The organism is Natronomonas salina, from assembly GCF_013391105.1.
GTDB lineage: Archaea > Halobacteriota > Halobacteria > Halobacteriales > Haloarculaceae > Natronomonas > Natronomonas salina.
On record NZ_CP058335.1, the window covers coordinates 102,135 to 126,394 of the forward strand.

Annotated in this window: 26 protein-coding genes; 14 read left to right on the forward strand and 12 right to left on the reverse strand. The window is 66.3% G+C overall.

Annotated features, from left to right (window positions below):
- Positions 1-114: 114 nt before the first annotated feature.
- The 3 genes from purM to HWV07_RS00570 are packed head-to-tail and all read right to left on the reverse strand — an operon-like array spanning position 115 to position 3,309.
- Positions 115-1,101 (reverse strand): phosphoribosylformylglycinamidine cyclo-ligase, encoded by a 987-nt coding sequence (purM, locus tag HWV07_RS00560; protein WP_178332423.1) that lies wholly within the window; start codon positions 1,099-1,101, stop codon positions 115-117.
- Positions 1,102-1,156: 55 nt separating this feature from the next.
- Positions 1,157-1,807 carry a zinc metalloprotease gene (locus tag HWV07_RS00565; protein WP_178332424.1) on the reverse strand — a complete coding sequence of 217 codons (651 nt, stop codon included), beginning with the start codon at positions 1,805-1,807 and terminating at the stop codon, positions 1,157-1,159.
- The gene (locus tag HWV07_RS00570; RefSeq protein ID WP_178332425.1) at positions 1,804-3,309 is read right to left on the reverse strand and encodes a TraB/GumN family protein; all 1,506 of its coding nucleotides are present in this window, start codon (positions 3,307-3,309) and stop codon (positions 1,804-1,806) included. Before HWV07_RS00570 ends, HWV07_RS00565 begins: the two co-directional genes overlap by 4 nt.
- Positions 3,310-4,689: 1,380 nt before the next feature.
- Here HWV07_RS00570 and HWV07_RS00575 point away from each other — a divergent pair.
- Both HWV07_RS00575 and HWV07_RS00580 read left to right on the forward strand, forming a co-directional pair.
- Positions 4,690-5,367, forward strand: coding sequence for a helix-turn-helix domain-containing protein (locus HWV07_RS00575; RefSeq protein WP_178332426.1), 678 nt, complete (start codon positions 4,690-4,692; stop codon positions 5,365-5,367).
- A 77-nt stretch (positions 5,368-5,444) separates the two neighbouring features.
- Entirely contained in the window at positions 5,445-5,897 is a 453-nt protein-coding gene (locus HWV07_RS00580) for a DUF7992 family protein (RefSeq protein WP_178332427.1), read from the forward strand.
- On the opposite strand, the gene HWV07_RS00585 is transcribed toward HWV07_RS00580, so the two are convergent.
- Positions 5,894-6,442 (reverse strand): YbhB/YbcL family Raf kinase inhibitor-like protein, encoded by a 549-nt coding sequence (locus HWV07_RS00585; protein WP_178332428.1) that lies wholly within the window; start codon positions 6,440-6,442, stop codon positions 5,894-5,896. The genes HWV07_RS00580 and HWV07_RS00585 overlap by 4 nt on opposite strands.
- Before the next feature lie 86 nt (positions 6,443-6,528).
- Between HWV07_RS00585 and HWV07_RS00590 the strand changes: the two genes are divergently transcribed.
- From HWV07_RS00590 to HWV07_RS00605, 4 genes are all read left to right on the forward strand, one after another.
- Positions 6,529-6,753: an HEWD family protein gene (locus HWV07_RS00590; RefSeq protein WP_178332429.1), complete on the forward strand. Its 225-nt coding sequence runs from the start codon at positions 6,529-6,531 to the stop codon at positions 6,751-6,753.
- Positions 6,753-7,055 (forward strand): divalent-cation tolerance protein CutA, encoded by a 303-nt coding sequence (gene cutA / locus HWV07_RS00595; RefSeq protein WP_178332430.1) that lies wholly within the window; start codon positions 6,753-6,755, stop codon positions 7,053-7,055. The genes HWV07_RS00590 and cutA overlap by 1 nt, the downstream gene beginning before the upstream one ends.
- 101 nt (positions 7,056-7,156) lie before the next feature.
- Positions 7,157-7,792, forward strand: coding sequence for a FlaD/FlaE family flagellar protein (locus HWV07_RS00600; protein WP_178332431.1), 636 nt, complete (start codon positions 7,157-7,159; stop codon positions 7,790-7,792).
- An 86-nt stretch (positions 7,793-7,878) separates the two neighbouring features.
- Positions 7,879-8,937, forward strand: a complete 1,059-nt coding sequence (locus HWV07_RS00605) for an actin-like salactin (protein WP_178332432.1) — start codon at positions 7,879-7,881, stop codon at positions 8,935-8,937.
- A gap of 178 nt (positions 8,938-9,115) precedes the next feature.
- Here HWV07_RS00605 and HWV07_RS00610 read toward each other — a convergent pair whose 3' ends face one another.
- From HWV07_RS00610 to HWV07_RS00625, 4 genes are all read right to left on the reverse strand, one after another.
- Complete coding sequence (locus tag HWV07_RS00610) at positions 9,116-9,817, reverse strand: hypothetical protein (protein WP_178332433.1); 702 nt, start codon at positions 9,815-9,817, stop codon at positions 9,116-9,118.
- Positions 9,818-10,245: 428 nt separating this feature from the next.
- Positions 10,246-10,719 carry a helix-turn-helix transcriptional regulator gene (locus tag HWV07_RS00615; RefSeq protein ID WP_178332434.1) on the reverse strand — a complete coding sequence of 158 codons (474 nt, stop codon included), beginning with the start codon at positions 10,717-10,719 and terminating at the stop codon, positions 10,246-10,248.
- Between the two features lie 188 nt (positions 10,720-10,907).
- On the reverse strand, positions 10,908-12,425 hold the full coding sequence (locus tag HWV07_RS00620) for a stage II sporulation protein M (protein WP_178332435.1): 1,518 nt from the start codon (positions 12,423-12,425) through the stop codon (positions 10,908-10,910).
- Positions 12,426-12,469: 44 nt separating this feature from the next.
- A complete protein-coding gene (locus tag HWV07_RS00625) occupies positions 12,470-13,678 on the reverse strand; it encodes a cytochrome P450 (RefSeq protein ID WP_246279803.1) in 1,209 nt (402 codons plus the stop codon).
- A gap of 294 nt (positions 13,679-13,972) precedes the next feature.
- Between HWV07_RS00625 and HWV07_RS00630 the strand changes: the two genes are divergently transcribed.
- The 3 genes from HWV07_RS00630 to HWV07_RS00640 all read left to right on the forward strand — a co-directional run bounded on the left by HWV07_RS00630 (position 13,973) and on the right by HWV07_RS00640 (position 16,722).
- The gene (locus tag HWV07_RS00630; RefSeq protein ID WP_178332436.1) at positions 13,973-15,187 is read left to right on the forward strand and encodes an LLM class flavin-dependent oxidoreductase; all 1,215 of its coding nucleotides are present in this window, start codon (positions 13,973-13,975) and stop codon (positions 15,185-15,187) included.
- An 87-nt stretch (positions 15,188-15,274) separates the two neighbouring features.
- Positions 15,275-15,433, forward strand: coding sequence for a hypothetical protein (locus tag HWV07_RS00635; protein WP_178332437.1), 159 nt, complete (start codon positions 15,275-15,277; stop codon positions 15,431-15,433).
- A 53-nt stretch (positions 15,434-15,486) separates the two neighbouring features.
- The gene (locus HWV07_RS00640; RefSeq protein WP_178332438.1) at positions 15,487-16,722 is read left to right on the forward strand and encodes an RNA-guided endonuclease InsQ/TnpB family protein; all 1,236 of its coding nucleotides are present in this window, start codon (positions 15,487-15,489) and stop codon (positions 16,720-16,722) included.
- A gap of 221 nt (positions 16,723-16,943) precedes the next feature.
- Here the strand turns inward: HWV07_RS00640 and HWV07_RS19875 are convergent, their stop codons facing one another.
- On the reverse strand, positions 16,944-17,075 hold the full coding sequence (locus HWV07_RS19875) for a hypothetical protein (protein WP_281362324.1): 132 nt from the start codon (positions 17,073-17,075) through the stop codon (positions 16,944-16,946).
- A 120-nt stretch (positions 17,076-17,195) separates the two neighbouring features.
- On the opposite strand from HWV07_RS19875, the gene HWV07_RS00645 reads away from it, so the two are divergent.
- Together HWV07_RS00645 and HWV07_RS00650 are read left to right on the forward strand one after the other, a co-directional pair.
- On the forward strand, positions 17,196-17,894 hold the full coding sequence (locus HWV07_RS00645; RefSeq protein WP_178332439.1) for a nucleotidyltransferase family protein: 699 nt from the start codon (positions 17,196-17,198) through the stop codon (positions 17,892-17,894).
- A complete protein-coding gene (locus tag HWV07_RS00650) occupies positions 17,891-18,151 on the forward strand; it encodes a DUF8152 family protein (protein ID WP_178332440.1) in 261 nt (86 codons plus the stop codon). The genes HWV07_RS00645 and HWV07_RS00650 overlap by 4 nt, the downstream gene beginning before the upstream one ends.
- A 21-nt stretch (positions 18,152-18,172) precedes the next feature.
- Here HWV07_RS00650 and HWV07_RS00655 read toward each other — a convergent pair whose 3' ends face one another.
- Together HWV07_RS00655 and HWV07_RS00660 are read right to left on the reverse strand one after the other, a co-directional pair.
- Complete coding sequence (locus HWV07_RS00655; protein ID WP_178332441.1) at positions 18,173-18,835, reverse strand: HTH domain-containing protein; 663 nt, start codon at positions 18,833-18,835, stop codon at positions 18,173-18,175.
- Between the two features lie 153 nt (positions 18,836-18,988).
- Complete coding sequence (locus tag HWV07_RS00660; protein ID WP_178332442.1) at positions 18,989-19,987, reverse strand: TIGR04024 family LLM class F420-dependent oxidoreductase; 999 nt, start codon at positions 19,985-19,987, stop codon at positions 18,989-18,991.
- A 100-nt stretch (positions 19,988-20,087) separates the two neighbouring features.
- On the opposite strand from HWV07_RS00660, the gene HWV07_RS00665 reads away from it, so the two are divergent.
- The gene (locus HWV07_RS00665; protein ID WP_178332443.1) at positions 20,088-21,122 is read left to right on the forward strand and encodes a saccharopine dehydrogenase family protein; all 1,035 of its coding nucleotides are present in this window, start codon (positions 20,088-20,090) and stop codon (positions 21,120-21,122) included.
- Positions 21,123-21,176: 54 nt separating this feature from the next.
- Positions 21,177-21,878, forward strand: coding sequence for a winged helix-turn-helix transcriptional regulator (locus HWV07_RS00670; RefSeq protein ID WP_178332444.1), 702 nt, complete (start codon positions 21,177-21,179; stop codon positions 21,876-21,878).
- Positions 21,879-21,881: 3 nt separating this feature from the next.
- Here the strand turns inward: HWV07_RS00670 and HWV07_RS00675 are convergent, their stop codons facing one another.
- Positions 21,882-22,382: a gamma carbonic anhydrase family protein gene (locus HWV07_RS00675; RefSeq protein ID WP_178332445.1), complete on the reverse strand. Its 501-nt coding sequence runs from the start codon at positions 22,380-22,382 to the stop codon at positions 21,882-21,884.
- A gap of 373 nt (positions 22,383-22,755) precedes the next feature.
- Between HWV07_RS00675 and HWV07_RS00680 the strand changes: the two genes are divergently transcribed.
- Positions 22,756-23,958: a LeuA family protein gene (locus tag HWV07_RS00680; RefSeq protein ID WP_178335953.1), complete on the forward strand. Its 1,203-nt coding sequence runs from the start codon at positions 22,756-22,758 to the stop codon at positions 23,956-23,958.
- The last annotated feature ends 302 nt before the right edge of the window (positions 23,959-24,260 follow it).

The following is a 24,260-nucleotide window of genomic DNA, read 5'->3' on the forward strand; positions in this document are numbered from 1 at the left end:
GGACGGGACCACCGCCGTCGTGATCTGACGAATCGTGGCCGTCCCCCGAGGCGGGAGCGCGGGGCGAGGGACGGTCGAGACCCGAAAGTTCAGCAGCGCTGCGAGCTCCGCCTGTCAGAGACTCAGTCCGCGAACCTCGACGCTGCCGCCCGCTTCGACGCGACCGATCACTCGCGCGTCGTCCAGTTCGTCGGCGACGGCTTCGGCGTCGCTCTCGGGGAGCGCGGCGACGAAGCCGGTACCCATGTTGAACGTGCGGTGCATCTCCTCGTCACTCACGTCGCCTTCCGTCTGGACGAACTCGAAGACCGGCTGGGCGTCGAAGGGGTCCTCGACCACGTACCTGAACTCGCCCATCCGCGAGAGGTTGGTCCAGCCGCCGCCGGTGACGTGCGCCGCGGCGTGCGTCTCGGCGGCGTGGAGCGGCCCGAGGACCTCCCGGTAGATGCGGGTCGGCTCCAGGAGCACCTCGCCGATGGTCCGGTCCTCGTCATACGGGAACGGGTCGGTGTACTCGTGGTTCCGCGTCACCGCCTCCCGGGCGAGCGTCAGCCCGTTCGAGTGGATTCCCGAGGAGGGCAGTCCGACGAGCAGGTCGCCTTCCTCGGCCTCGCCGTCGAACAGTTCGTCCTCGGTCGCGAGTCCGGCGCAGGCGCCGGCGAGGTCCAGTCCCCGGATGACGTCGGGCATGACGGCCGTCTCGCCGCCGACGAGCGCGATCTCCGCCCGCTCGGCGCCCGCCGAGAGCCCGTCGCCGACCTGCTCGGCGGTCGCGTCGTCCGGCGTCTCCACAGCGAGGTAGTCGACGAAGGCCACCGGCGTCACGCCGGTCGCGACGAGGTCGTTGACGTTCATCGCGATGCAGTCGATGCCGATGGTGGAGTAGTCCTCAAGGGCTTCGGCGACGAGCAGTTTCGTGCCGACGCCGTCGGTCGCGAGCGCGAGGTAGCGGTCGCCGATCTCGACGAGGCCGGCGTAGTCGCCCTCGAACTCGCCGACGGCGCCGATCAGCGCCGCGGTCGCGGCCTCGCTGGCCTCGATGTCGACGCCCGTCTCGGCGTAGGTGAGCCCCTCCTCGGAGTCGTCTCCGTCCTCGGTCATACGCCAACCGGTGGCCGAACGGAGCAAAAGCGCGTCGGTTCCTGCGGCCGCCCGCTCAGAACGAGGGGAGGCCGACGAACAGGAACGCGCCGACCGCCAGCGCGGCCGTCCCGGCGAATGTGAGCAGGAAGACGATCTTGCTCCAGGCGACCACCTTCCGGCCGTCGAGGGGGCCGAAGGGGATCATGTTGAACGCCGCCAGGAAGGCGTTGATGATGACGCCGAGCTGGCCGGCCTGGCCGACGAGCCCGTCGAAGGAGACCAGCGGCAAGAACACCGCCACGAGCAGGACGTTCGTCACCGGGCCGGCCACGGAGATGAGGCCGTTCTCGCGTTCGGTGATGTAGCCCTGGTGGTGGACGGCGCCCGGGGCCGCGAAGATGAAGCCCGCGAAGGCGGCGCCGACGGCCAGCGCCAGCATCGGGTAGTCCGCCCGGAACGCCGCGACCTGGCCGAACCGGACGGCCACGACCTTGTGTGCGAGTTCGTGCAGGAGGAACCCGACGCCGACGGTCGTCAGGCTGATGAGGAACAGCCGGACGAACAGCGGCGAGGAGAGCACGTCGGCCGGGTACGGGAAGATGGGGACCCCGAGGTACCGGAGGAAGAAGACGCTGAAGGCGATCCCGAGGGCGATCCAGGCGACGGTCAGGTCGCGCAGTTCGCTGGCGTAGAACCGGATGCCGCCGAGCTGGAGGCCGCTCATGCGAGCGCCCCCACGATGAGGTCGATGCTGTTCTGCGCGCCCTCGATCATCAGTCGGGCGACGCCGCCGGCGCCGTCGATGTTCGCCTCGGCGAAGAGGTACGGGAGCAGGACGGTCGCGAACAGCACGCTCCCGACGAAGCTTCCGACGTTCGTCAGCGCGACGATCATGATGAGGCGGAACAACGGCACCGCCCGGAGGTCGTTCCAGATCTGGCGGATCGGCGCCTCCTCGTCGGAGATGATCTCGTTGAGCGTCGCGATGTCGCCGACGTTGACGTCGAGGTAGCGGAGCTCGACGTAGCCGGCGAACCAGCCCGGGGCGAGGAGGGGGTTGACGCTGGTCAGCCAGGCGACGCCGCCGCCGACGCCGGCGGAGCTCCAGTGGGCGCCGGCGACCTTCGCGAGGCCGAACGCCAGCAGACCGTTGACGAGGAACCATGCCGCGAACAGCCGGAACAGCAGCTCGCTGGAGGCGCCCTCGACGCCGGTGTACGTCGCGATGGCCAGCAGCAGGAAGAACGCGAAGAAGCCGAGCGTGAACAGGTAGCCGAGGAGCTTGTACACCGAGAACCGGCTGCCCTCGTTGCGGCCGGAGATGGACTCGATGTCGGGCAGCAGCGACGGCGTCTCCAGGTAGCGCTCGATGCCCTCGCGGTGACCGGCGCCGACGACGGCGACGACGTCGTGGCCCTGGTCGCGTAGCGAGACGAGCTTGTGGGCGATGTAGGCGTCGCGCTCGTCGATGAGCGCCTCGGCGCCGCCGGGGGAGAACCGCCGGAACTCCTCCATCATCGCGCTGACGACGTCGGTGTCGGTCATCCGCTCGATGTCGAACTCCTCGAGTTCGCCGTCCTCGGGGGCCAACCGTTCGAGAAACAGGATGAGGAGGCTGCCGATGAGGAGGCCGAGGCCGAGGGTGAGTATCAGCGTGTCGGCGATGCCGACGAGGAACCCGGGTGCGATCCCCGCCGGGACGACGAACGGGCCGCCGACGGCGCCGGCGAGGATCGAGAAAACGAGCGCGATGCCGAGGCCGACGCCCATCCCGATCTCGCGGGGGTTGCCCATCCCGACGGCGAGGCTGCCGATGAGTTTGATCTTCTCGAGGACGGAGAGCCGCGACCAGAACCGCTGGATCGTCACCTGGATGTCGCGGTCGACGAGGGCGACGCCGAGACCGTGCTCTTCCGCGGTTTGGATGGCCGCCCGCATGTCCGCGCCGGGGTCGATGTCGAACCGCTCGCCGAGCCTGGCCTGGACGTACGAGAGCATCCAGTAGGCGAGGAACTGGTAGACCGTGTTCCCCTTCAGCAGGTCGCCGGCGTCGAGGTCGTCGGGCGTCTCGCCCTTGAGCTGCCGGTACCGGCCCTCGTCGAGCTCGACGGCGACGACGTCCGGCCGCTCGGCATCGATGACCGTCTCGACCTCGTCGACGCTCGCCTCGGAGACGTGCGCCGTCCCGACGACCCGGACGGAGCCCTCCGCGACGTCTTCACTCATTGTCGGGACCATACGGGCGAGGGGTTTACGTGTATCGGGACGCAGCGAGGGAAGCCACGTGGCCGATGGTGAGAAACACCGTCCCAAATCGGCATCGTCACATATCTCCACTACTGTGCAGAGACCACAAGCACTCGCGTCGTGGATGTACCGACCCTCATGACTCCGCTGTGACGTACCCCTTGCTACCGAGATCTGTACCATCGCAGAGAACTGGGATCACTATACCACATACCTTACATGTCGTTTCTCAATATAAAATTCGTGTAGAGTGAACTCTCCCTATATCGAACTACAGCGAGTAAATCCCCGGAAGAAACGCTCTACACACCGTTATAGGATCGATTACGACTCACCCCGCGGAATCTCTTGCTGGGTGCCACGCACTCCGATACGTAACTCACGTGTGAGGCGCGCTAGTGGGCGTTCTCGGATGTCGGAATCAGACTGATACGGTAGTTGATAGATACTACACATTTCTGAAAACCCCCTGACGGAGAGTCTCTGTAGTTGGCGAGATATCGACGATAGGTCCCGAAACATACGTCTGGTTATAGCATCAGCATCGATGGGAATCCGACGTTCTGACCGTAACTGCCCGATAGAACAACTGTACCCGGCGTTCTCTCGAATTCGAATGGTCGCCGATCTGTTCGAGTTCGAACCGAGAAATCGCAAGACGGCAAGGCCCTGTAGTTCGTTTCACTGCCAGTTACGGTGGAGTAGGCAAAGTGGCGCCGATCGGGGTTGTTCAACAGCGAGGAAATCCGAGTTCCCCTGCTGGCATGCATCGGGCGTACAGCGCCTGAAACGTCGCTATCTGGCTTCGGGGATGGCCTCTGCTCTGAATCTCGAGCAAGGTGTCTCGATACGGTTTCGAGTGGGGTTTTCCTCACAACTACAGGGCGCTACTGCAGGTATTCTTGCGGGAGACCGCCTCTCTGTAGTTTCGGGGCTCCGCTATATGGCGTCTCTGGCGTTTGCCCAGAGAAAGGATGATCCAGATTGGCGGAAAACGGTAGAACGGGATGTATACTCTTTCTAAGCGGTGTTTTACGCGCTGTAGTTCGCCTGTCGATCCGCTATCTTCGACCTCTGCTCATCATCTCGGATATGTTGACACGTAGTGAGCGGAATCCCACCCCAGAGGGAGTGGGAGAAAGCCAATGAGTATAGAACAACAGGAACTCCTCATGGGTAAGTGTCGGACGGTCTCAAGATGACTGGAACCAGTGAGCAGAATCGAATCGCCGACGGCCGTCGAGGCGTGTAGGTGGCACCCTCCCACGACTGAAGTCGTGGGCTTTTCCTTGACTCACTATAAACGCCCGGTAGCTATCGGCGGAATCCTCTTGGGTGCGCGGAGTCGCGGCCTCTGATATGAGGCACGTCACCTTCCAGCTTGCGCCCCGGAACGGAGAACTTCACCCGTTCGACGCCGTCGTTCGCGACGACCCGGAGCTCTCCCGGTGGGCGATCCACCAGGTCGACCCTGTCGCCGAGGAGGGGCTGGCCATCCTCGTCGAGTTCGATGGCCCGGTCGAGAAGCTACAGCGGGTCGTCGCCGAACAATCCGACGTCGTCTCCTCAAGCGTCACGGAGTCCGACGACGGCGTGTTCGTCTACGCGCACTTCGAGCCGGACGAGTGGCTCAGACAGCTTTACGAGGTCACCGACGAGTACGAGATATTCGTGGACACGCCGATGTACTACACCGGGGGCGGCGCCCTCGAGATCACGGCCATCGGCGAACTCGAGGATATCCGCGCCGCGTCGCTCGCGCTCCCCGACGGCGTCGATCTGCACCTCCTGTCGACGGGCGAGTACCGCCCGGCGAACGAAAGCCTGTACGAGCAGCTCACGCCGCGACAGCAGGAGACGCTGCGGGCGGCCGTCGAGACGGGCTACTACCAGGAACCCCGGCGGGTGACCTACCAGGACGTCGCCGACGAACTCGGCATCTCGGCGGGCACCGTCGGCGAGCACCTGCGGAAGATTGAGTCGACGATCCTCACCGGCGTCCTCCCCGACGCCGAGGCGCCGACGCCGGCGCCCTGACGAGCGGGACGGGCGGGATTCCAGGTCGGGGGCGTCGCGGGCGTGCTGATTTACCCGCGGGGCTCGTAGGGCCGTGCATGGGACTGGATGTCGACGCCCCCGAACCGCCGGAACTGCCCGAGGTGGACGCACAGACGTACGACGACGTGGAGGTCCAGGGCGAGGAGTACCGCCGCCAGGAACTCGAGGACATGCTCGCGGAGGGCGCGTGGGCGGACGCCTTCGACGAGTGGGCCGGGAGCACCGACCTCGACGAGACGGAGTTCGCGATCGCCGAGGAACTGGGCCTCTTCGAGGAGTTCGACTTCTTCTGGGACGACTTCGCCGACCGGGTCGGCTACCACGCGCCCGGCATCCCCGAGGACTGGCGGGAGCGGGACCTGCACCCGGAACTGGACTCCTGGGAGACCGTCTCGGGGATCAACGCGTCGCTGGCGGAGTTCGGCGACACGGTCAGCGAGACGCTGAAGGAGAACTACATTGACTGGGAGGCCGACTACAGCGCCCCGGACGACCTCCCGGAGTTCTAGACGCGGTCGTACCGGACGGTCAGCGAGGTGCTCGAGAGCACCAGGCCCTCGGTCGCGTCGTCGAACTCGTCGCGGTCCGCGGCGGGGTCGACGTCCGGCGACGACTCGAGGGCCAGGACGTTGAATCGGTACTCCTCGTGGTCCGGCGTCTCGTGACACGGCGAGCGGTAGCCGACGTCGCCCTCGTCGTTCGTCCCCTGGACGGCGCCCTCGGGGTCGTCGAGCCGCGGCCGTTCGGGGAGTCCCTCGGGGATTTCGATGGGGTCCTCCGGCGGTAGCTCCCAGAGCAGCCAGAACGTCCCGGGGAGGAACTCGTAGAGCCACTCGCCGACGACGGCGAGGGAGTCGGTCCGGTCGGGGACGCCCTCGATGCGGAGCGGCGGGGAGACGCCCTCGCCATCGCAGGTGTAGCGGACCGGGATCGTGCCGTCCTCGAAGGCCGGCGACCGCAACGTGAGGCCGTCGGGCTCGGGTGGTTCGCCGCCGATGGTACAGCCGGCGGTGGCCGCGAGGGAGAGCGTCGAGAGGAGCGCTCGCCGGCGCATGTCCGCGCTTGGCACTCGGTCCACATGACCCCTCCGGGTTCGGCGCGAGCGGTTTCTTGATTACGGTGGGGCTCCTGGGGCGTCCTATGAGCGTGAACATCATCCCGCCGGAGCGACGAACCTGCGATCGCTGCGGACGGACGGACGTCTGGGACGCGGAGCTGGAGAACTGGGTGATCGACGAGGAGGACGGCGAGCGGCTGGTCGGCAACAGACACTGCATCCACGAGTGGGACATCAACGGCCGGTACAACCCCGTCGAGGGAAAGCCGGACGTGAACGCCGACGCCGACGCCGACGCGGACGCCTGATGCCGACCGCCTACATCACGGCGCCGCCCTCGGCGGCGCCCGACCTCGCCGCGGCGCTGGTCGAGGAGCGCCTGGCGGCCTGCGTCAACCGATTCGACTGCCATTCGACGTTCCGCTGGGAGGGCGAGGTCGTCCAAGAGGACGAGGTCGTCCTGCTCGCAAAGACGACCGACGAGCGATACGACGAGCTCGTCGCGCGCGTCGAGGAGGCCCACCCATACGACGTCCCCTGCATCGAGCGCTTCGACGAGGCAGACGCCCTCGACTCGTTCGAATCGTGGATCGCCGACGCCGTCAGGTAGCGTCCGGCCGGTCGTTCGAACGGTGGTCAGTTCGCAGCAGGATACATCGACTGAAATGCAACCGGCATTTAACTGGGTTATCTTCGAACTAGCAGTAAATCATGTCGAGCCGGTTGAATCCCCGGGACTACGATATAGAAGAGCTCCGGGCCGCCTTCCAGGCTAACAGGGGTGAGAACAGAGAACCTGTTGGCGAAGAGGCTTTAGAGCAGCAGTATGTCCCCCAATCGGATTCGGAAAGGGCAGCTCTCGAACGAGATGGGAAATGGCTGACAGCAGGCGATACCTGCGCGCAACGGACGCAGAAGCCGGTCAAGAATGCGACTGATGGGGGGCACCCCGAGAAAGCCCGTGGGCAAGCGGATAGGGGCCACTCGGAAGCGACAGCCTCGATGCATGAAGCCGATGAGGGGCGATCACAGGCTCGTCCTCTCCCGACGGCTGATTCGGACGATCCTGATGTACTCCCTCTCACGCAGATACCTACCGCCTACACCGCCCAACAGGAAATACTCGATTGGATGGACGGACTGCTATCAGCGAGCGGGCCACAGGGGACGATGGAGGCTCTGAAGTACTACGAAGCTATCGGGTGGCTCTCACCGGAATGTCGCGACCAGCTGGAGAAGTTCGCAGAGGGGTTGAGAACGGCTGGCTGTACGGATTCGCGACCGCTTGTTATCGACGACCACCGCGAGAGTCTGCAGTACATCGCGACACTGGCACGGTGTCAATGACCACTCCGTTTCATCGAGCGACCGGAAATACTGTGAACAGCCAGCCCTGGGTCCATTCCAATTGGGGCGGCCGGTGGTGAGCTGACGTGGCTGTGACCAAGGCTTCAGACGGTGAGCCAGCGGAGGAACTGGTGCCGGTCGGAGTCAAGCTCGGGAGTACCCGCACGGTCATCGTCTATCCGGACGGCGACGAGAGGGTCGCTGTGGAGTCGATGACCTGCCTCACCACCTATCGAGACGTGCTCGTCGATGAACAGCGTAGACTCTATGGCGAGGATGCAGCGACCGAATATCCGGACGAATCACAGTTCATGATTCGGAACGGACTGCCAGTAGATGCGGAGAGCACCGATCTGGCGTCGACGTTCTTTTCCGAATTGCTCGCGGGCAACGGAATCCCGAGGAATAGCGCTGTCGTTTACGCCATTCCGGCCATAGACAACGAGGCGGGGTTGCGGCACTTCGAGCGGGTTGTCGAGGAGAGCCCTATCGGACGAGGACCAGTCCGCAGTTACCCCGAGTCCCTTTGTGGAGCACTACCAGTGTTTGAAGAGCGGTTGGATGCCATCGATGAGGTGTTCGCGACCGTAAACCTCGGTGGGACGATTTTCGAAGCCTGTGCGTACCGCTACGGCGAACAGCTGGCACAATGGTCGACCAGCTCTATTACAGGCAATCGGGTTGATCGACGCATCGCCAACTACGTCGAGGCTGAAACGCAGGGCCGTGTGAACATCGATGCAACGACCGCCAGGGAGTATAAGGAAGGGCACGCGGATTTTGAGAGCTATGAGCCCTTCACAGATGTTGTTCAACAGCCCGGAGGCGGCTCTCACGAATTCACCGTAGAGTGCAGCGTCATGGACGCGGTTGATGAGTATGTCGACCAGGCTGTCGAAGCGATCACAACCGGGTTCCTCGTCGATCTCGAGCGGGCGTATCCAGACATCTATGACCGGGCGCTTGATCGACCCATCGTGCTCACCGGTGGCATGGCTTGTATCCCGGGACTTGCAAATGTCTTCGCGACCCGCCTTGGTCAGGCTCTTCAGCACGATATCACACTGACCCACGCCGAACGACCGGACCTTGCCGCTGCACAAGGGGCCTACGAAATCGCCGCGCGTCTCATCGAGGTCGAGTGAGATAGACTGCTTCGCCGCTCATTGGGTCAGGGACACAACTCGATGCCTATCGAAACGATTGCTACCCAGTGAAAATGGTAAACGGACGTTGCAGGCTGGCTCAGCCTGACGTCCTCGAGGGGTCGGTTTCGATCCGGCGATTCATGCGGAAAGTCCCGGGTGTAGCCCTGGGAGACGGTTACTCGGCGGTCGCCTGGTCGGCGTCGCCGGCGTCGGTCACGTCGTCGACCTGGTCTTCCAGCTGCTCGGAGGCCTCCTCGACCTGCTCGGTCATCTCCTCGACCTGGCCGGAGAGGTTTTCGGCGCCGTCCTCGATCTGCTCCTGGAGCCGGTCGATCTGCTCCTCGACGCGGGTCTCGACGTCGTCCTGGAACTCCTCGCTGCGCTCTTCGATCTGGTCGCGGAGCTCTTCGAGGCTCTCCTCGAGGTTCTCGAGGGCCTCGACGGTCTGGTCCTCCAGGTCCTCGTTGGCCTCGAGGATGGACTCGACCTGCTCCTCCAGCGTCTCGAGGAAGTCCTCGAGGAACTCGTCGACGGACTCGGAGCCCTCCTGGAGGTTCTCTTCGAAGGCGTCGAAGGCGTCGGCCTGGTTCTCCTCGAGGGAGTCGAGCTGCTCGTCGATGCTGGCGCGGACGTCGCCGAGGACCGCCTCCTCGCGCGGGGTGGCCGCCTCGACGGCGTTCAGGTAGCTGTCGAGGACGGTGCGGACGAGGTCGTTGCTCTGCTCGGAGACCTCGCGGGCAGGGCCGACGGTGTCAACGACCGTCGCGTTGATGTCCTTCTGGAGGTCGACGCCCGTCTCGATGGCGCGCTGGGTCTGTTCGATGGTGGTCCGCTGGATGTCGAAGACGATGCCGACGGGGGAGTTGCTTTCGCTCATGTCTATGCGTACCTTGGCAGCTCTGGTATATAAAATTTGGTCCTCAAAACCATCTAGAACCGCTCAACTACACCGAGTGGTTCAGAATGTGTCGTCGTCTCTTACTGCTGGTGGTCGTCAAGATATCGTACCAAAGGGTGGACCACTATCAATGGATTCGCATGGACGCTATATTTACACCTTCCCACCAGTCTTGCTACCTCCTGTCGATCACCGGCGTGTTTTTGCAGTGATAGCCGTTACCTGCCTGTCCATTTTGGGTTCAACTGACGGACGAGAAGAAGGTTTCCTAACTCAGGTGCAGGACCATATACAGCGTTCTTGCGGACGAGAGGGTCGATAATGGGATTTTGTGAACGAGCCGCGACACACACTTGGTACTGATACGCAGGATGCAGAGATCAAGTGGGAGACGTTCCGGATGAAGATCAGAACTCTTCGAGTGCCTCGCTGAATATGAAGCCGAGGGCGAGATGCTGGGTCATCGCCGTCTCGAGACGGGCACGGACTTCATCATGATCCTCGATGCGGTACTCCTTCGTCCGGACGAGCTCGTGCATCTCGAGGACATCGTCCTCCTCAAGGTCGTGGAGGCGGGGGTAGACGGTCCCGGGGCTCAACCGCGCGTCGAACAGATCCGAGAGGTCCGCCATCAGACCCTTCCCATGGGTCTCACCGTCGCGTAGCAAGATGAGCACGAGCAGCAGTTCGTCGAGTGAGTACTTCACGAGGTCCTCATCGAACCGGGACGTCCAGTCCGGAAACAACTGTTCGGTGACTGTCTCGACGATCTCCGCCGATCGGTGGCTGGGGTCGGAGCTCGCCGAGCCCGACGACTCGACTTCCGTCAACTCCTGATAGAGTTGTTCGATGGAGGTTCCGCTCTCCCCCTCAGCAGGCACGCGAGATCACTCCCTTGAGGTCCATACACACCCGTCTCCCCCAGCCCCTATAAGTCAGGAACAGCGTTTTCCGGAGCTGAAAAAGGCCTCTATCACCTGATAGCTCGAATCTCGAACCGCATAGCCCTACGTCAGCGCTTCGTCCCGGTTCGCTGTTCGGTTTTTGCATCGCGTTGGCATTCGAGAACTTATACGACGGCAAGGAAGATCCGGGAGTAGTACGGACTGACGAACCCCTCGATGAGCGCGGCCACACCCAGGAGAACGCCGACTCCGACCAGCACCCAGAACGCGCGTTCGATATCGGCGGCGAGACGAGAGATGGACCACCGGCCCCGGAGTGTTCGCCAGGCCGTCGCACCCAGGGCGAGTCCGAGCCCGCCCGAGACGACCAGCGCCGGCAACTCGAGGATCCCGTGCGGGACGACGAACGCGACCAGTTCCAGCAAGTCGACCTCGAGGCGGCCGTACACGCCGAACATCGCGCCGTTGAACAGCATCGTGACCGCGGTGGGGACGGCGAGGGCGAGCCCCGACAGCGCGCCGCCGACGGCGACCGTCCAGTTGTTCGCCCCGAAGAAGAGTGCGGCCGTCGGCGGGAAGTGTCCCTCCAGGCGGCCGGCGATGGACGCCGACATGAGGCCCTCGTATGGCGCCGCGAGCAGCCACCCGATGGCGATACCGCCGACGAACAGGGCCGCCGACAGGAGGTTCGCACCGGGCGAGTCTCCGACGAATCGGACCATCTCCCCGAGCCCTCGACGGAGGCCGTCGCCGAGCTGGTCGGTGAGCGATCGATCCGGGGTCGGCGGCGGCGCGATTCCGTCCACGTGTCGAGCGTACAGCGCCGTCTTGGTGAGCGAGAGCGCCGGGGCTACCAGGAGGAAGGAGAGCACCCCCACGACGACGCCACCTGCCTGGGCGCTGAAGGCGGTGAGCGACCCGAGCGCGCCGAAGACGACGACGGCGAGCAGCGAGTAGCTGACGGCGTCGACGGGGGCGCGCCGGACGAACCGGGCGCCGTTGCCGACGGCGCCGGCGAATCCGGCGTCGTCGACGACCACCGCGGCGGGCGCGAAGGCGAAGACGAGTCGGACCGCGACGACGGCGAAAAACCAGAGCAGGACGACGAGGAGCCCCACGAGGGCGGCGGCGATCGGCGAGACCAGGGCGACCGCGGCCACGATGGCTATCGCGATACCGGTCAGGAGGCCCCAGAGGAGGAACTCGGCGATCAGCACACCGAGCATCGGGAGCCAGTGGCGTCTCGCTCCCCTGATCGCGGCGGTCGTACCGCGCTCGTCGTCGAGGGTCGCCCGACAGGCGGCGAACTGGGCGGCGGTCGCGACGGCCGATAGGGCGACGAAGACGGCGAGGGCGAGCACCCCCGACACGACGAGGATGCCGACAGTCGTGGGCGTCAGGAGCGACTCGAACAGCGGCGCGATGCCGTCGACCCACTCGGCGAACGCCTCGGGCTCCGCGTTGGGATCGGGCGGATCGAGCTGTCGGTCGGCGAGGTCGCTGCGGAACTGCTCGAGCCCACCGGTCAGTTCCAGGTGGGCGTACGCGAGGGCGACCCCGACGAGGCCGACGGTGCGGGCGACCGCAGCGACGGCGGGCGTCAGCAGGAAGGCCGGCAGGACGTCGTCAGTCCGGCTGCGGAGGACGGCGATAGCCGCGCGGATGGCGGGGGCGAGGGCCATATACCCGGTGTGGGCGGGTGCGTAATAAAACCGTCAGCGATGAATCATGGAGCTCGCTCGACCGCGACGGGGAACTCCTGGACGCCGTAGATGAAGGGGCTCGCCACGGGGTCGGGGTCGGCGTCGACACGGTCGATCGACACGTATCGTTCGAGAAGCGCATCGAGGGCGACGCGGGCCTCCAGCCGTGCCAGCGGCGCGCCGAGACAGACGTGGATGCCGCGCCCGAAGGCGACGTGGGGGTTCGGCGAGCGGTCGAGGTCGAACGCGTCCGGGTCGTCGAAACGCTCCGGGTCGCGGTTCGCGGCGCCGAGCCACACCGACAGCCGGTCGTCGGGTTCGATGGTCCGCCCCAGCAGTTCGGTCTCTCGGGTGGCCCGACGGACCGTCCGCTGAACCGGCGAGCGGTAGCGGAGGGCCTCCTCGATGGCGTCGTCGAGGCGCTCCGCCGTCCCTCCGGAATGCCTTGCCTTTCGAACCTCCTCGACCAGTCCGGCGTCGTCGAGACACCACAGCGTGTTCGTGATGAGGTTCGTGGTGGTCACGTTCCCGGCGATGAGGAGCAACCGGAACAGCCCGAGGACCTCCATGTCGGAGAGGTCGGTCTCGACGAGCACCTTCGAGACGAGGTCGTCCTGGGGGTCCTCGCGGCGCTCGGCGCAGACCTCGGCGAAGTAGTCGGCCAGCGAGAGCGCCGCGTCCTGGCGCTGGGTCTCCAGCCCCAGTCTGTCGCCGTCGGTCAACTGCGGCCCGGCGACGACGGCGTCCGACCAGGCCTTGAACTGCGCGCGGTCATCGGCGGGGACGCCGAGCAGCGCCGCGATGGTGTGGATGGGCAGCGGCCAGGCGAGGTCGTCGACCACGTCGAGGCGGTCGCCTCCCGTCTCGGCGTCCGCCTCGTCGAGCAGTGACTCGGTCGTCTCGCGGATCTCGGGGGCCAGCGGGCGGACGGCGCCGGGCTGGAAGTACTCTTCGACGGGTTCGCGGAGCTTTGTATGCTCAGGCGGGTCGGCGCTGAGCATCGAGGGGAGGCCGCCCCGGTTGTCCTCCGGCGCCGTCACCGACGAGTAAGTCTCCGCGTCGGTGAGCACAGAGGTCACCGCGTCGTACGAGAAGACGTCCCAGCAGTTCCGCTCGTCGTCGTACCGGATGCCGCCGGCCTCGTGCATCCGCCGGTACCAGTCGAACGGCTCCCGCTTGGCCCGGCGGTCGGAGAGGGCGCTCGGCCACGCCATCGGTTCCGCGGTGGTCATGGTCGGTGCCACGATGGCCCGCGCCTACAAGCTTCCGTCGCTGGCGTCGAACTGCCTGGATAGAGGTGTGGCGCAGGATACTGCACGTCGGACGAAGCCGGGTAGGGGAACGGTAGCGCGGGACAAAACCGATAGACGTCGATATGTATGACGATGCTAGACGATTTGCTAGGCAACCGCTAGACATCGTCATACAATTCACTAAGTAAGTGGGCGTGAATGATGGGCCCGCATGATATGGAGCCGCATATCAACGGCAGACGATACATGGTCGTGTTGGGCGAGGTGGGCGTCATGCAGTTCGGTATCTTCTACGAACACCAGCTCCCCCGGCCCTGGGACGAGACGGACGAGCAGCGGCTCTACGAGGAGGCGCTCGAACAGATCGAACTCGCCGACGAACTCGGCATCGACTACGCCTGGGAGGTCGAACACCACTTCCTCGAGGAGTACAGCCACTCGTCGGCGCCGGAGGTGTTCCTCGCGGCCGCCGCCCAGCGGACCGAGGAGATCCGGCTGGGTCACGGAATCAAGCTCATGCCGCCCGAGTACAACCACCCCGCCCGCGTCGCCGAGCAGGTGGCGACGCTCGACCTCGTCTCCGACGGCCGCGTCGAGTTCGGCACCGGGGAGTCGGGGTCGCAGGTCGAACTCGGCGGCTTCGGCATCCCGGTCGAGGAGAAGTACGACATGTGGCACGAGGCCACCCGCGAGGTGACCGAGATGATGGTCGGCGAGCCCTACCCGGGCTACGACGGCGAGCACTTCGTGATGGAGCCGCGGAACGTGATTCCCAAGCCGGTCCAGAAACCCCACCCGCCGCTGTGGATGGCCTGCTCGACCCGGGAGATGATCGAGGAGGCCGCCCGGCAGGGCATCGGTGCGCTCTGCTTCGCCTTCACCGACGAGAACGAGGCCGAGGAGTGGGTCGACACCTACTACGAGACGTTCAAGCGGGAGTGCGAGCCCATCGGCCACGCCGTGAACCCGAACATCGCGATGGTGACGGGCTTCTCCTGTCACGAGGACCACGATGTCGCCGTCGAGCGCGGCGCCGAGGGGTTCGCCTTCTTCCAGTACGGGCTGGCCCACTACTACGCGATGGGCGGCCACGAACCCGGCAAGACGGACCTCTGGGCGCAGTTCCAGCAGGCCGGCGGCGCCGAAGCCTTCTCCGACCAGGTCGTCGACAGCGCCATCGGGACGCCCGAGGAGCTCCGCGAGCACTTCCGCGGGTTCGCCGACGCCGGCGTCGACCAGGTCATCCTCGTCCAGCAGGGTGGCAACAACCGCCACGAGCACATCTGCGAGTCCCTGGAGCTGTTCGCCGAGGAGGTGATGCCCGAGTTCCACGCCGATGAGGAAGAGCGGCTGGCCCGCAAGTGCGAGGACCTCGAGCCGTACATCGAGGAGGCGATGGCGCGGCGCGACGACCCCCGGACCGTCGACGAGAGCGAACTCCCCCGCGTCATCCCCTACGACCGGGACATCAGCGACTTCACTGACTGACCCGGAGCGACCCGCTCTCGTCTCGTAGTTTCACTTTCACTCCGGCCTTGGCTCGCGCCTTTAGTACCCTGTTGCGTAGCCCGTCGTATGTCCGCGAACACCCAGGCGACGAGCGAACCGACGCACAACGGCGTTCTCGACGTCAGCGACCTCCGCGCGTCGCGCGTCCAGCGGTACGCGCGGGAGGCCGGCGAGGTTTACTTCGAGCGGAAGGGCGGCCGGACGTTCCTCGTCGCCGAGCGGTAACGACTCCCGGAGTCTACAGGCCGAACCTCAGAACCCACCGAACAAGACGACGAATGACCGACGCAGAGGCTCTCGTCAAGACGCTGGACTTCCAACTCGACATCCAGAGTGACAACGAGAGTCTGCTGTACGACGCCTGCCTCGAAGCCCGATCGGTGTACAACGAAACCATCCGCCTCGCCAAGCAAGGCGTGGATTGGGACATCATTCCCGACCGCGTGGCCGACGACGCCGACCTCGTGAAGAATACGATTCAGCGCGTCGTCGCCAAGGCTCTCGGCGCGATGGAGAACTACTACGAGTACGACGACTTCGGCCAACCGAGCCATACCAAGGACGGCGCGTACCCGCTTCGTGCGAACTACGAGGAGGGGTACAATCTGTCGCTCACCGACGACGGTGGCTTGGCGTTCCGCATTAGCGCGAAGCCGTACAAACACGTCAAGGGGGTCCTTGACGGGTGTGACGCTCACCTCGACATTCTCAAGATTGCGCTCACGAACAATGAGTGGAAGATTGGGACGGCAGAAGCCCTGTTCCACGACGACACCGCTGAGTTGCACGTCACCGTCACCAACACCAAGCAGACTGTTCGGAACAAACAGGCCTCACAATCGGTCGTTGGCGTGGACTTGAATGAGGATAACGTGGCCCTCACGGCGCTATCCAAGGATGGCGTCGAAGACACGCTCGTTATCGACTTCCCCGAAATCAAGTTCGAGCGTCACCGCTACTTCACGATGCGGAAGCGCGTACAAAACGCGGGGAAGTCGAGTATACAGGATGCTTTGGAAGGGCGTGAGGAACGGTTTGTCCGTGACCGACTCCACAAGTTGTCTCGGCACATCGTGGAGTGGAGTTGTCAGTTCGAGAAGCCGTGCATCGTCTTTGAAGACCTCAAAGCGATGCGCGACAGTCTCGACTACGGCACGCGGATGAACCGACGCTTGCACCACATCCCATTCCGCGCGCTTCAGTTTTATACGTCGTACAAGGCGTCGTTCGAGGGGATTCCGACGGTGTGGATCAACCCCGAGTACACCAGTCAGCGGTGTCCAATGTGTGGGCATACGGAGCGTGCGAACCGCAACAAGAAGCGGTTCAAGTGTCGGTCGTGCGGGCAGCAAGACCACAGCGACCGTGGTGCAAGCGTCAATATCGCCGTGAAAGGCGCGAAGAAACTCGATTGGACTGTGCCTGCTCTCAACAGCCTTCCCACCGTGCGGAAGGTGCGACGGCAGGCATCGGGGGCCGTGGACGCCCCGACCGTGACCCACCCAACTGTTTGAGGCCACCAAGCCGATAGTCGGATGGGTGTGTCCGACTAAACCACGGGAAGCCTCAGGGCTTGACCCCGAGGCGGTTCACTTCGAGCGGAAGGGCGGCCGGACGTTCCTCGTCGCCGACCGGTAACGACTCCCGGAGTCACCGTCGAAGAAGGCGGTGCTCGTTTTCCGGCGGCGGTGCTACGAGGGTCGATCGGAGATCCCCGGCCTCCCCAGTCCTCCCGTCAGACGTCCATCGTGGTGACCGCGCAGTCGTGGCCGGTCTCGTGGGAGTGCGTCTCCGCACGCGACTCGGCGGCGATCCGCGAGGGGTGGAAGCCAACTTGCCCGCAGTCTTCGCAGGTTATCTCGTACATCGGCGGGTGGACGTTGCGAAAGGTGGTTAATAATAATGTAGGTATTAGCCGTCGGTAAAGGAGGCGTTAAGCGAGGCTGCACCGCCCGGGATTATATGCCTTCGGGCCGGAGCCATCGACATGCACGGTGTCGTCCCGGCGGCCGGTCGCGGGACGCGGCTCAGGCCGCTGACCGACGATCGTCCCAAGGGCCTCGTCGACGTCGGCGGCCGTCCGCTCCTCGACCACGTCTTCGAGACGCTCCGGCCGCACGTCGAGTTGCTGGCGGTCGTCGTCGGCTACCGGGGCGAGCAGATCCGCGAGCACTACGGCGACAGCTACCGGGGAACGCCCGTCAGGTACGTCGAACAGGCCAATACCGAGGGACTCGCGCATGCGGTCCAGCAGACCGAACCGCTGGTGGACGGACCCTTCCTGCAGCTCAACGGCGACAACGTCCTCCGGGGCAACGTCGACGAGGTCGTCGACGTCCACCGGGAGTCCGGAGCCGACGCGACCCTGCTCGTCGACGAGGTGTCCCCCGAGCGCGCGGCCCGCGGTGGCGTCGTCGAACTCGAGGACGGCGACGTCGTCGACCTCGTCGAGAAGCCCGAGGACCCGCCGTCGCGACTCGCCACCACCGGCTGCTTCGCCTTCTCGCCGCGGATCTACGAGGCCTGTCGCGCCGTCGACCGGTCGGAGCGCGGCGAGTACGAACTCACCGACGCGATCCGGTGGCTGCTCCGGAACGACGGGACGGTCGAGACGGTCCGGTTCGACGGCTGGCGGGTGAACGTCAACGAGCGAGGAGACGTCGAACGAGCGGAGGCCCAGCTATGAGCGACGCCGAGCAGCTGTACGACGAACTCGCCGCGACGGCCGAACTCCCGGTGGAACGCCAGGCGAGTCGCGTCCTGGGAGAAGCCGAGGCTGTCGCCGACGACCTCCGGGACTGCGAGCCGGCCGTCCGGCGGGAGCGCGCCTCGGTGGTGGTCGACCTCCTCGAAGAGATCGACGGAACGGGTCACACCGAGGCCGACGACCGTGTCGCGCGAGCCCGCAAGCTCGCCGAGGACCTGGCCGACGATGAAGCCTGACCGTCCGCTCGCGTAACCGCGCTACGGGAGGAGCTTCGAGCGCCCGGTATCGTCGGGCTGCTCGTCCCTGCTTTTGTCCGGTACGTCGTAGCGCTCGATCGCGCCGCGCCCCGTCGCGATGCCGGCCCAGCCGCAGTCCGGGCAGGCGTAGAGCCCCTGTCCGGTCGAGAGCGGGACGTCACACGTAGGGCAGTGGTCAGCGCGCGAAGGCTCCCGGGCGACGGACTCGTCGACGGCCAGGGCGCCGCTGCGGAGCGTCTCGACAGCGTCCGCCACCGAGTAGGTGGTCTCCTCCGAACGGTGCGGGAACACCTCCCTGAGGCGGCCGTCGACGTAGACGGCCAGACAGACCGCGGGCGTCCTGAGAACCTCCCGCGTCTCGCCGGTGAGGTCGGAACTGCGGGTCGTCCGCCTGAACGGCGGGTCGATGTAGACGCCCCACTGCGCGGCCCACTCCTCGAACGTCCGGAACCGCCGCACCGCGAGCGTCCCCTCGGTCAGCGGCGTGACGACGACCTCCGACGGCCACGACCGGACGGTGCACTCGTCGACGATCCCCGCCCGTTCGAGTTCCTGGACGGCCGCGACGCTGGACTCCACCGGATCGGAGATGGCGTCCGCGCGGACGTAGCAGTCGACGGTGACCTGCCCCTCGGGCCTCGGATCTGGATGCACTTCTGACACTGGTTCTCCCCCTCCTCGGGTATCGTTAGCAATACTACTGGTCCCGGATAGGTCTATTCTACGGATACGGGGTGTTACGTGTCGGTTGGTGGCGACTGGTTGTCACCGGCCCCTCTGTTCGGACCGGTGGGTCGTTCCGGAGGGCCGCTCGGCTCAGGCGTCCGGCGCCAGCACCTCGACGGTCCGCCGTCGCTGGTCGCCGGTCATCTCGCCGAAGAACCCGACGCGGACGGCGTCGACGCCGTCGACAGCCTCGAAGCGCTCGACCGTCTCCCTGACCTCTTCGGGGGTGCCGGCGGCGACCAGCTCCTCGACCATCTCGTCGGTGACGGCCTCGACGGCCGCCGCGCGGTCGCCGTCGTCCCAGGCCTCGTGTATCGCGTCGGTCTCCGACTCGAAGCCCTGCCGCGAGATCGACTGCCGGTAGTACGGCCCGTAGGCGCCGATCATGAACGCGAGCTGTCGGGCGGCGACGTCTCGCGCCCGCTCGGCGTCGTCCAGCGCGCACGACCGGACGGTCACGGCCACCCGGAGGTCCGACGCGTCGCGGTCGCCGAGGTCCGCTCCCCGCTCGAGATCCTCCATCCGCTCGGCGAGCGCCTCCGGCGTGAACAGCTGGGGGACCCAGCCGTCGGCGAACCGGCCGGCGAGTTCGACGGCCTTCGGGCCGAGCGCGGCCACGTCGACGGGGACCTCCGTGGCGTCGGCGCCACGGAGCTGCAGCCCGCCGCCCTCGAAGAACTCGCCGTCGTAGTCGATGCGCTCGCCGGCGGTGACCTGCTTGACGAGTTCGACGGTCTCGCGGAGCCGCCGCAGGGGCTGCTCGTACTCCGCGAGGTGCCACCGCTCGGTCAGGTCCGGCGAGGAGGTCCCAAGCCCCATCCGGTAGCGACCGTCGCTGAGCTCCTGGAGCGTGACGCCGGTCTGGCCCAGGACGGCCGGCGACCGGCCCCACGGCGAGAAGACGTCGTTCGAGAGGCCGATGTGGTTCGTCCGCTCGGCCAGCGTCGCGAGCAACGTGACGCCGTCCCGTCCCGTCACCTCCGGCAGCGAGACCCTGCCGAAGCCGTGGGCCTCCGCGTGCTGGGCCATCTCCACGATGTCGGTTATCGAGTCCATGCCGCCGGGGACGACGACGTCGCGCTGCGCCATGCTGCGGTCTGCGTCCGGCAGCGGGAAAAGCCTACCCGCGGGCCAGCGGTCGGTCCCGGCCACGTCGGGATTTTTGGCCCTCCCCGTCGACACTCCCAACATGACACTGCTGATCTACGGCGCCTACGGCTACACGGGCGAGCTCGTCGCCGAGGAGGCGGTCGACCGCGGCGTCGACGTCGTCGTCGCCGGCCGGAACGAGGTCAAGACCGAACACCTCGCGGAGACCCTCGACTGCGAGGGCCGGGCGTTCCCCGTCGACGACGCGGGCGTCAACCTCGAGGGCGTCGACGCGGTCCTCAACTGCGCCGGCCCGTTCGTCGAGACCTACGAGCCGCTGGTCGAGGCGTGCCTGGAGACGGGGACCCACTACCTCGACATCACCGGCGAACTGCAGGTGTTCGAGGCCGTCGCCGAGCGGGACCGCGAGGCCGAGAAGGCCGGCGTCTGCCTCCTCCCGGGCGTCGGGTTCGACGTCGTCCCCACCGACTGCCTGGCCGGCCACCTCCACGACCGCCTCCCCGGGGCCGACGAGCTCCGGCTCGGCTTCGACCCCTCGGGCGGCATCTCCCGGGGGACGCTCGCGTCGGCCATCGAGCACGCCGGCGGCGGCGGGAAGATCCGACGCGACGGCGACATCGTCGACGTGCCGCCCGCCCACCACAGCCGCCGGATCGACTTCGGGCGCGGCGAGCGGACCGCCGCGACCATCCCCTGGGGCGACGTCTCGACGGCCTACTACACGACCGGCATCGAGAACATCGAGGTCTACACCGCGATGCCCTCGCTGGCGGCGAACGGACTGAAGTACAGCAGCCTCGTCTCGCCGCTCCTCGGCGTCGAACCCGTCAAGAAGTCCCTGCAGACGCTGGTCCGGTCGACGGTCTCCGGGCCGAGCGAGCGCCAGCGAAAGCAGGGAGCCTGCTACGTCTGGGGGGAGGCCACCGACGGCGAGACGACCGTCACCTCGCGGCTGAAGACCCCCGAGACGTACGCGCTGACCGTCGACTCGGCGACGACGGCCGCCGAGCGGATCCTCGAGGACGCCCCCGTCGGCTTCGAGACGCCGGCGGCGGCGTTCACCCCCGAGTTCGTCCTCGACCTCGACGGCGTCGAGGGGTTCTTCGACGACTAGCCCTTTCGACGGGCTCGGCACAAGGTATACACGGGTCCCCGACCCAGCCGAGGTATGGCCAGTCGGGTCGTCCTCGCGTTGCTCGCCGCCGCGTTCGTCGCCGCCCTCTTCGTGCCCGCAACCGTCGCCGCGGCGGACGAGCCGGCCGACAACGCCGCGCTGACCCTCGGCGACGGCGTCGACGTGATCAGCATCGACCGACTCCGAACGACGGTCACCGCGCCGGCTCCGGCCCGGGGCGGCGAACGCTCCCCGGGCGTCCCCCTCGACCGCGCGCCGAGGGAGGTCGACCGCGACGAACTCCTCGCGCAGCCGACCCGCGCGGCCGTCTACGACCGGGTCCACGAGGCCCCCGGCGAGACGCTGTCCGACATCGCCGACGCCGTCGGCGTCACGAAGTCGACCGTCCGCTACCACGTCCGCGTCCTCCGGGAGGCGGGCCTGGTCGAGGCGACGGAGGCGGCGGGCGCACTCCGGGTCGCGCCGGCGGACGCGGACGTCGAACTCGTCGCGTCGCTGAACGCCCCGGGGACCGGCGCGGTCCTCGACGCCGTCGCCAAGCACGAACCCGTCTCGGTGACGGAGCTCGCCGAGGCAACCGACCGCGCGCCGTCGACGGTCTCTCACCACCTCACGACGCTCGAGGAACGCGGATTCGTCGAGAGAGAACGGGCCGGTGAGTCCGTCGTGACGACGCTCGCGCCGGCGACCCGGGCGGCGCTCACGGCCGAGCGACCGGTCCCGGCCGACGACTGAGGCTCAGTCCAGGATCTCGGAGTGCTCCATGTGCTCTCGGGAGAGCTGGACGTACCGGTCGCCGGCGTAGGCCCACGGCGAGTCTTCCACCTCCTTGATCTTCTCCGCGGGCGTGCCGGCGTAGAGGGTGTTCGGCTCGATCTCGGTGTCCTCGGTGACGAGGCTGTTGGCGCCGACCATCGCCTCCTCGCCGACGGTCGAGCGGTCAAGGACGGTCGCCTGCATCCCGACGAGCGCGCGCTCCTCGACGGTGGCGTTGTGGACGATGGCGGTGTGGCCGACCGTCGCGTACGGGCCGACGGTCGCGCCCTCGTGGAGGACGGCGTTGTCCTGGACGTTCGCGCCTTCCTCGAGTGTGATCGGCCCGTGGTCGCCGCGGAGCGTGACGTTCGGCCAGACGCTGGCCTCCGGCCCGATGGTCACGTCGCCGATGACGACCGCCGCCGGGTCGACGTAGGCGCTCTCGTGGACGTCCGGCTCGACGCCGTCGAAACTGCGTAACATACCCGAAGTCACCGCAGGCGGCGAGTTAAACCTACGGAGTACCGAGGTGGGTGGCTCCTCCGGACCGGCCGCTCCGAACCGTCGGCCGGGTGGATGTTCGTCAAGTTCGGGACCGCGCGCGAGCCGGAAGACTGGCCGATTCTACATATCTCGGCCGCAATAATCTACGTCAGGATTATTTAAACGCCGTTTGGAGGGGCTCGCATACCCAACAGTCTAAGGACGAGAATAGAGATATTAGGCGTTTACGTCCCCCGATTCTCCGATATACTGTCGGTCGGCGGGGCGCGTCGAACCGGAGCGAGAACTGTCGCAAGGACAGGTTTAAATAGACGTAGGGCACTTGACTCACTTGCTATGACACAGCACGAGGATACGTCGGCTTCGCCGGCGGATCGAGTTCTTCCAGGGCACGCTAGATAGTACCTCGGAGATAAGCGAGGCCCGAATTTTCGACACGACCCTGCGCGACGGCGAACAGTCCCCGCGGACGTCCTTCAGCTACGAGGACAAGCGAGAGATCGCCGCCATCCTCGACGACATGGGGACCCACGTCATCGAGGCCGGCTTCCCCGTGAACTCGGACGCCGAGTTCGAGGCCGTCCAGGACATCGCCGACGCGGCAGCCAACTCCACCGTCTGCGGGCTCGCCCGCGTCGTGGACAAGGACATCGAGGCGGCGCTGGATTCCGGCGTCGACCTGGTGCACGTGTTCTGTTCGACGAGCGACGTACAGCTGCAGGATTCGATGCACACCAGCCGACAGGAGGCCCTCGAGCGGTCCGTCGAGGCCGTCGAGCGCGTCACCGAGGCCGGTGTCGACTGCATGTACTCGCCGATGGACGCCACGCGCACGGACGAATCGTTCCTGATCGACGTCATCGAGGCCGTCTCCGACGCGGGGACGGACTGGATCAACATCCCCGACACCTGTGGGGTCGCGACGCCGCGGCGCTTCTACGACATGGTGGAGGCCGTCTGCGAGCACACGGACGCCGACGTCGACGTCCACACCCACGACGACTTCGGGCTGGCGGCCGCCAACGCCCTCTCGGGCTACGAGGCGGGCGCCGCCCAGGCGCAGGTGTCGGTCAACGGCATCGGCGAGCGCGCCGGCAACGCGGCCTACGAAGAGGTCGTGATGGCACTGGAGTCGCTGTACGACGTCGACACGGGCATCAAGACGGAGCGGATCACGGAGCTGGCCCGGGTCGTCGAGGAGAAGAGCGACATCCCGGTCCCGGCGAACAAGCCGATCGTGGGCGACAACGCGTTCTCCCACGAGTCCGGCATCCACGCCGCCGGCGTCATCGAGAACGCCGACACCTTCGAGCCCGGCGTCATGACGCCGGAGATGGTCGGGGCGACCCGCGAACTGGTGCTCGGCAAGCACACCGGCACCCACTCCGTCCGCGAGCGACTCGAAGACGCCGGCTTCGAGCCGACCGACGCCGAGGTCCGCGAGGTGACCCGGATGGTCAAGGACCACGGCGCCAACAAGGAGCAGGTGACCTTCGAGCGGCTCAAGGAGTTCGCGAAAGAGGTGGGCGTCCGCCGCGAGGAGGTCCGAGCGTAGGGATGGCCCCCGCGGACGCGACGCTTTCGCCGGAGCGGCAGGTGAGCGACAACGCCAGCAGCGCCCCGCTCGTCCGGCGAACGCGGAACGTTTATGGCGGTCCGACGGTCTACAGACGTAGTGATGAGGCCCGCGACCGCTGGCAGGCGCACGCTCGCGCTCACCGTCAGCGTCGCGACCATTATCGTAGGGGCCGTCTAGCCCCTACACCACATTTCTCTCCACTGCAGTTCGCACCGTATCCAGAGAGACACACAGCCAGGACAATGTACACACGAGACACCAATCGACGGTATCGCACA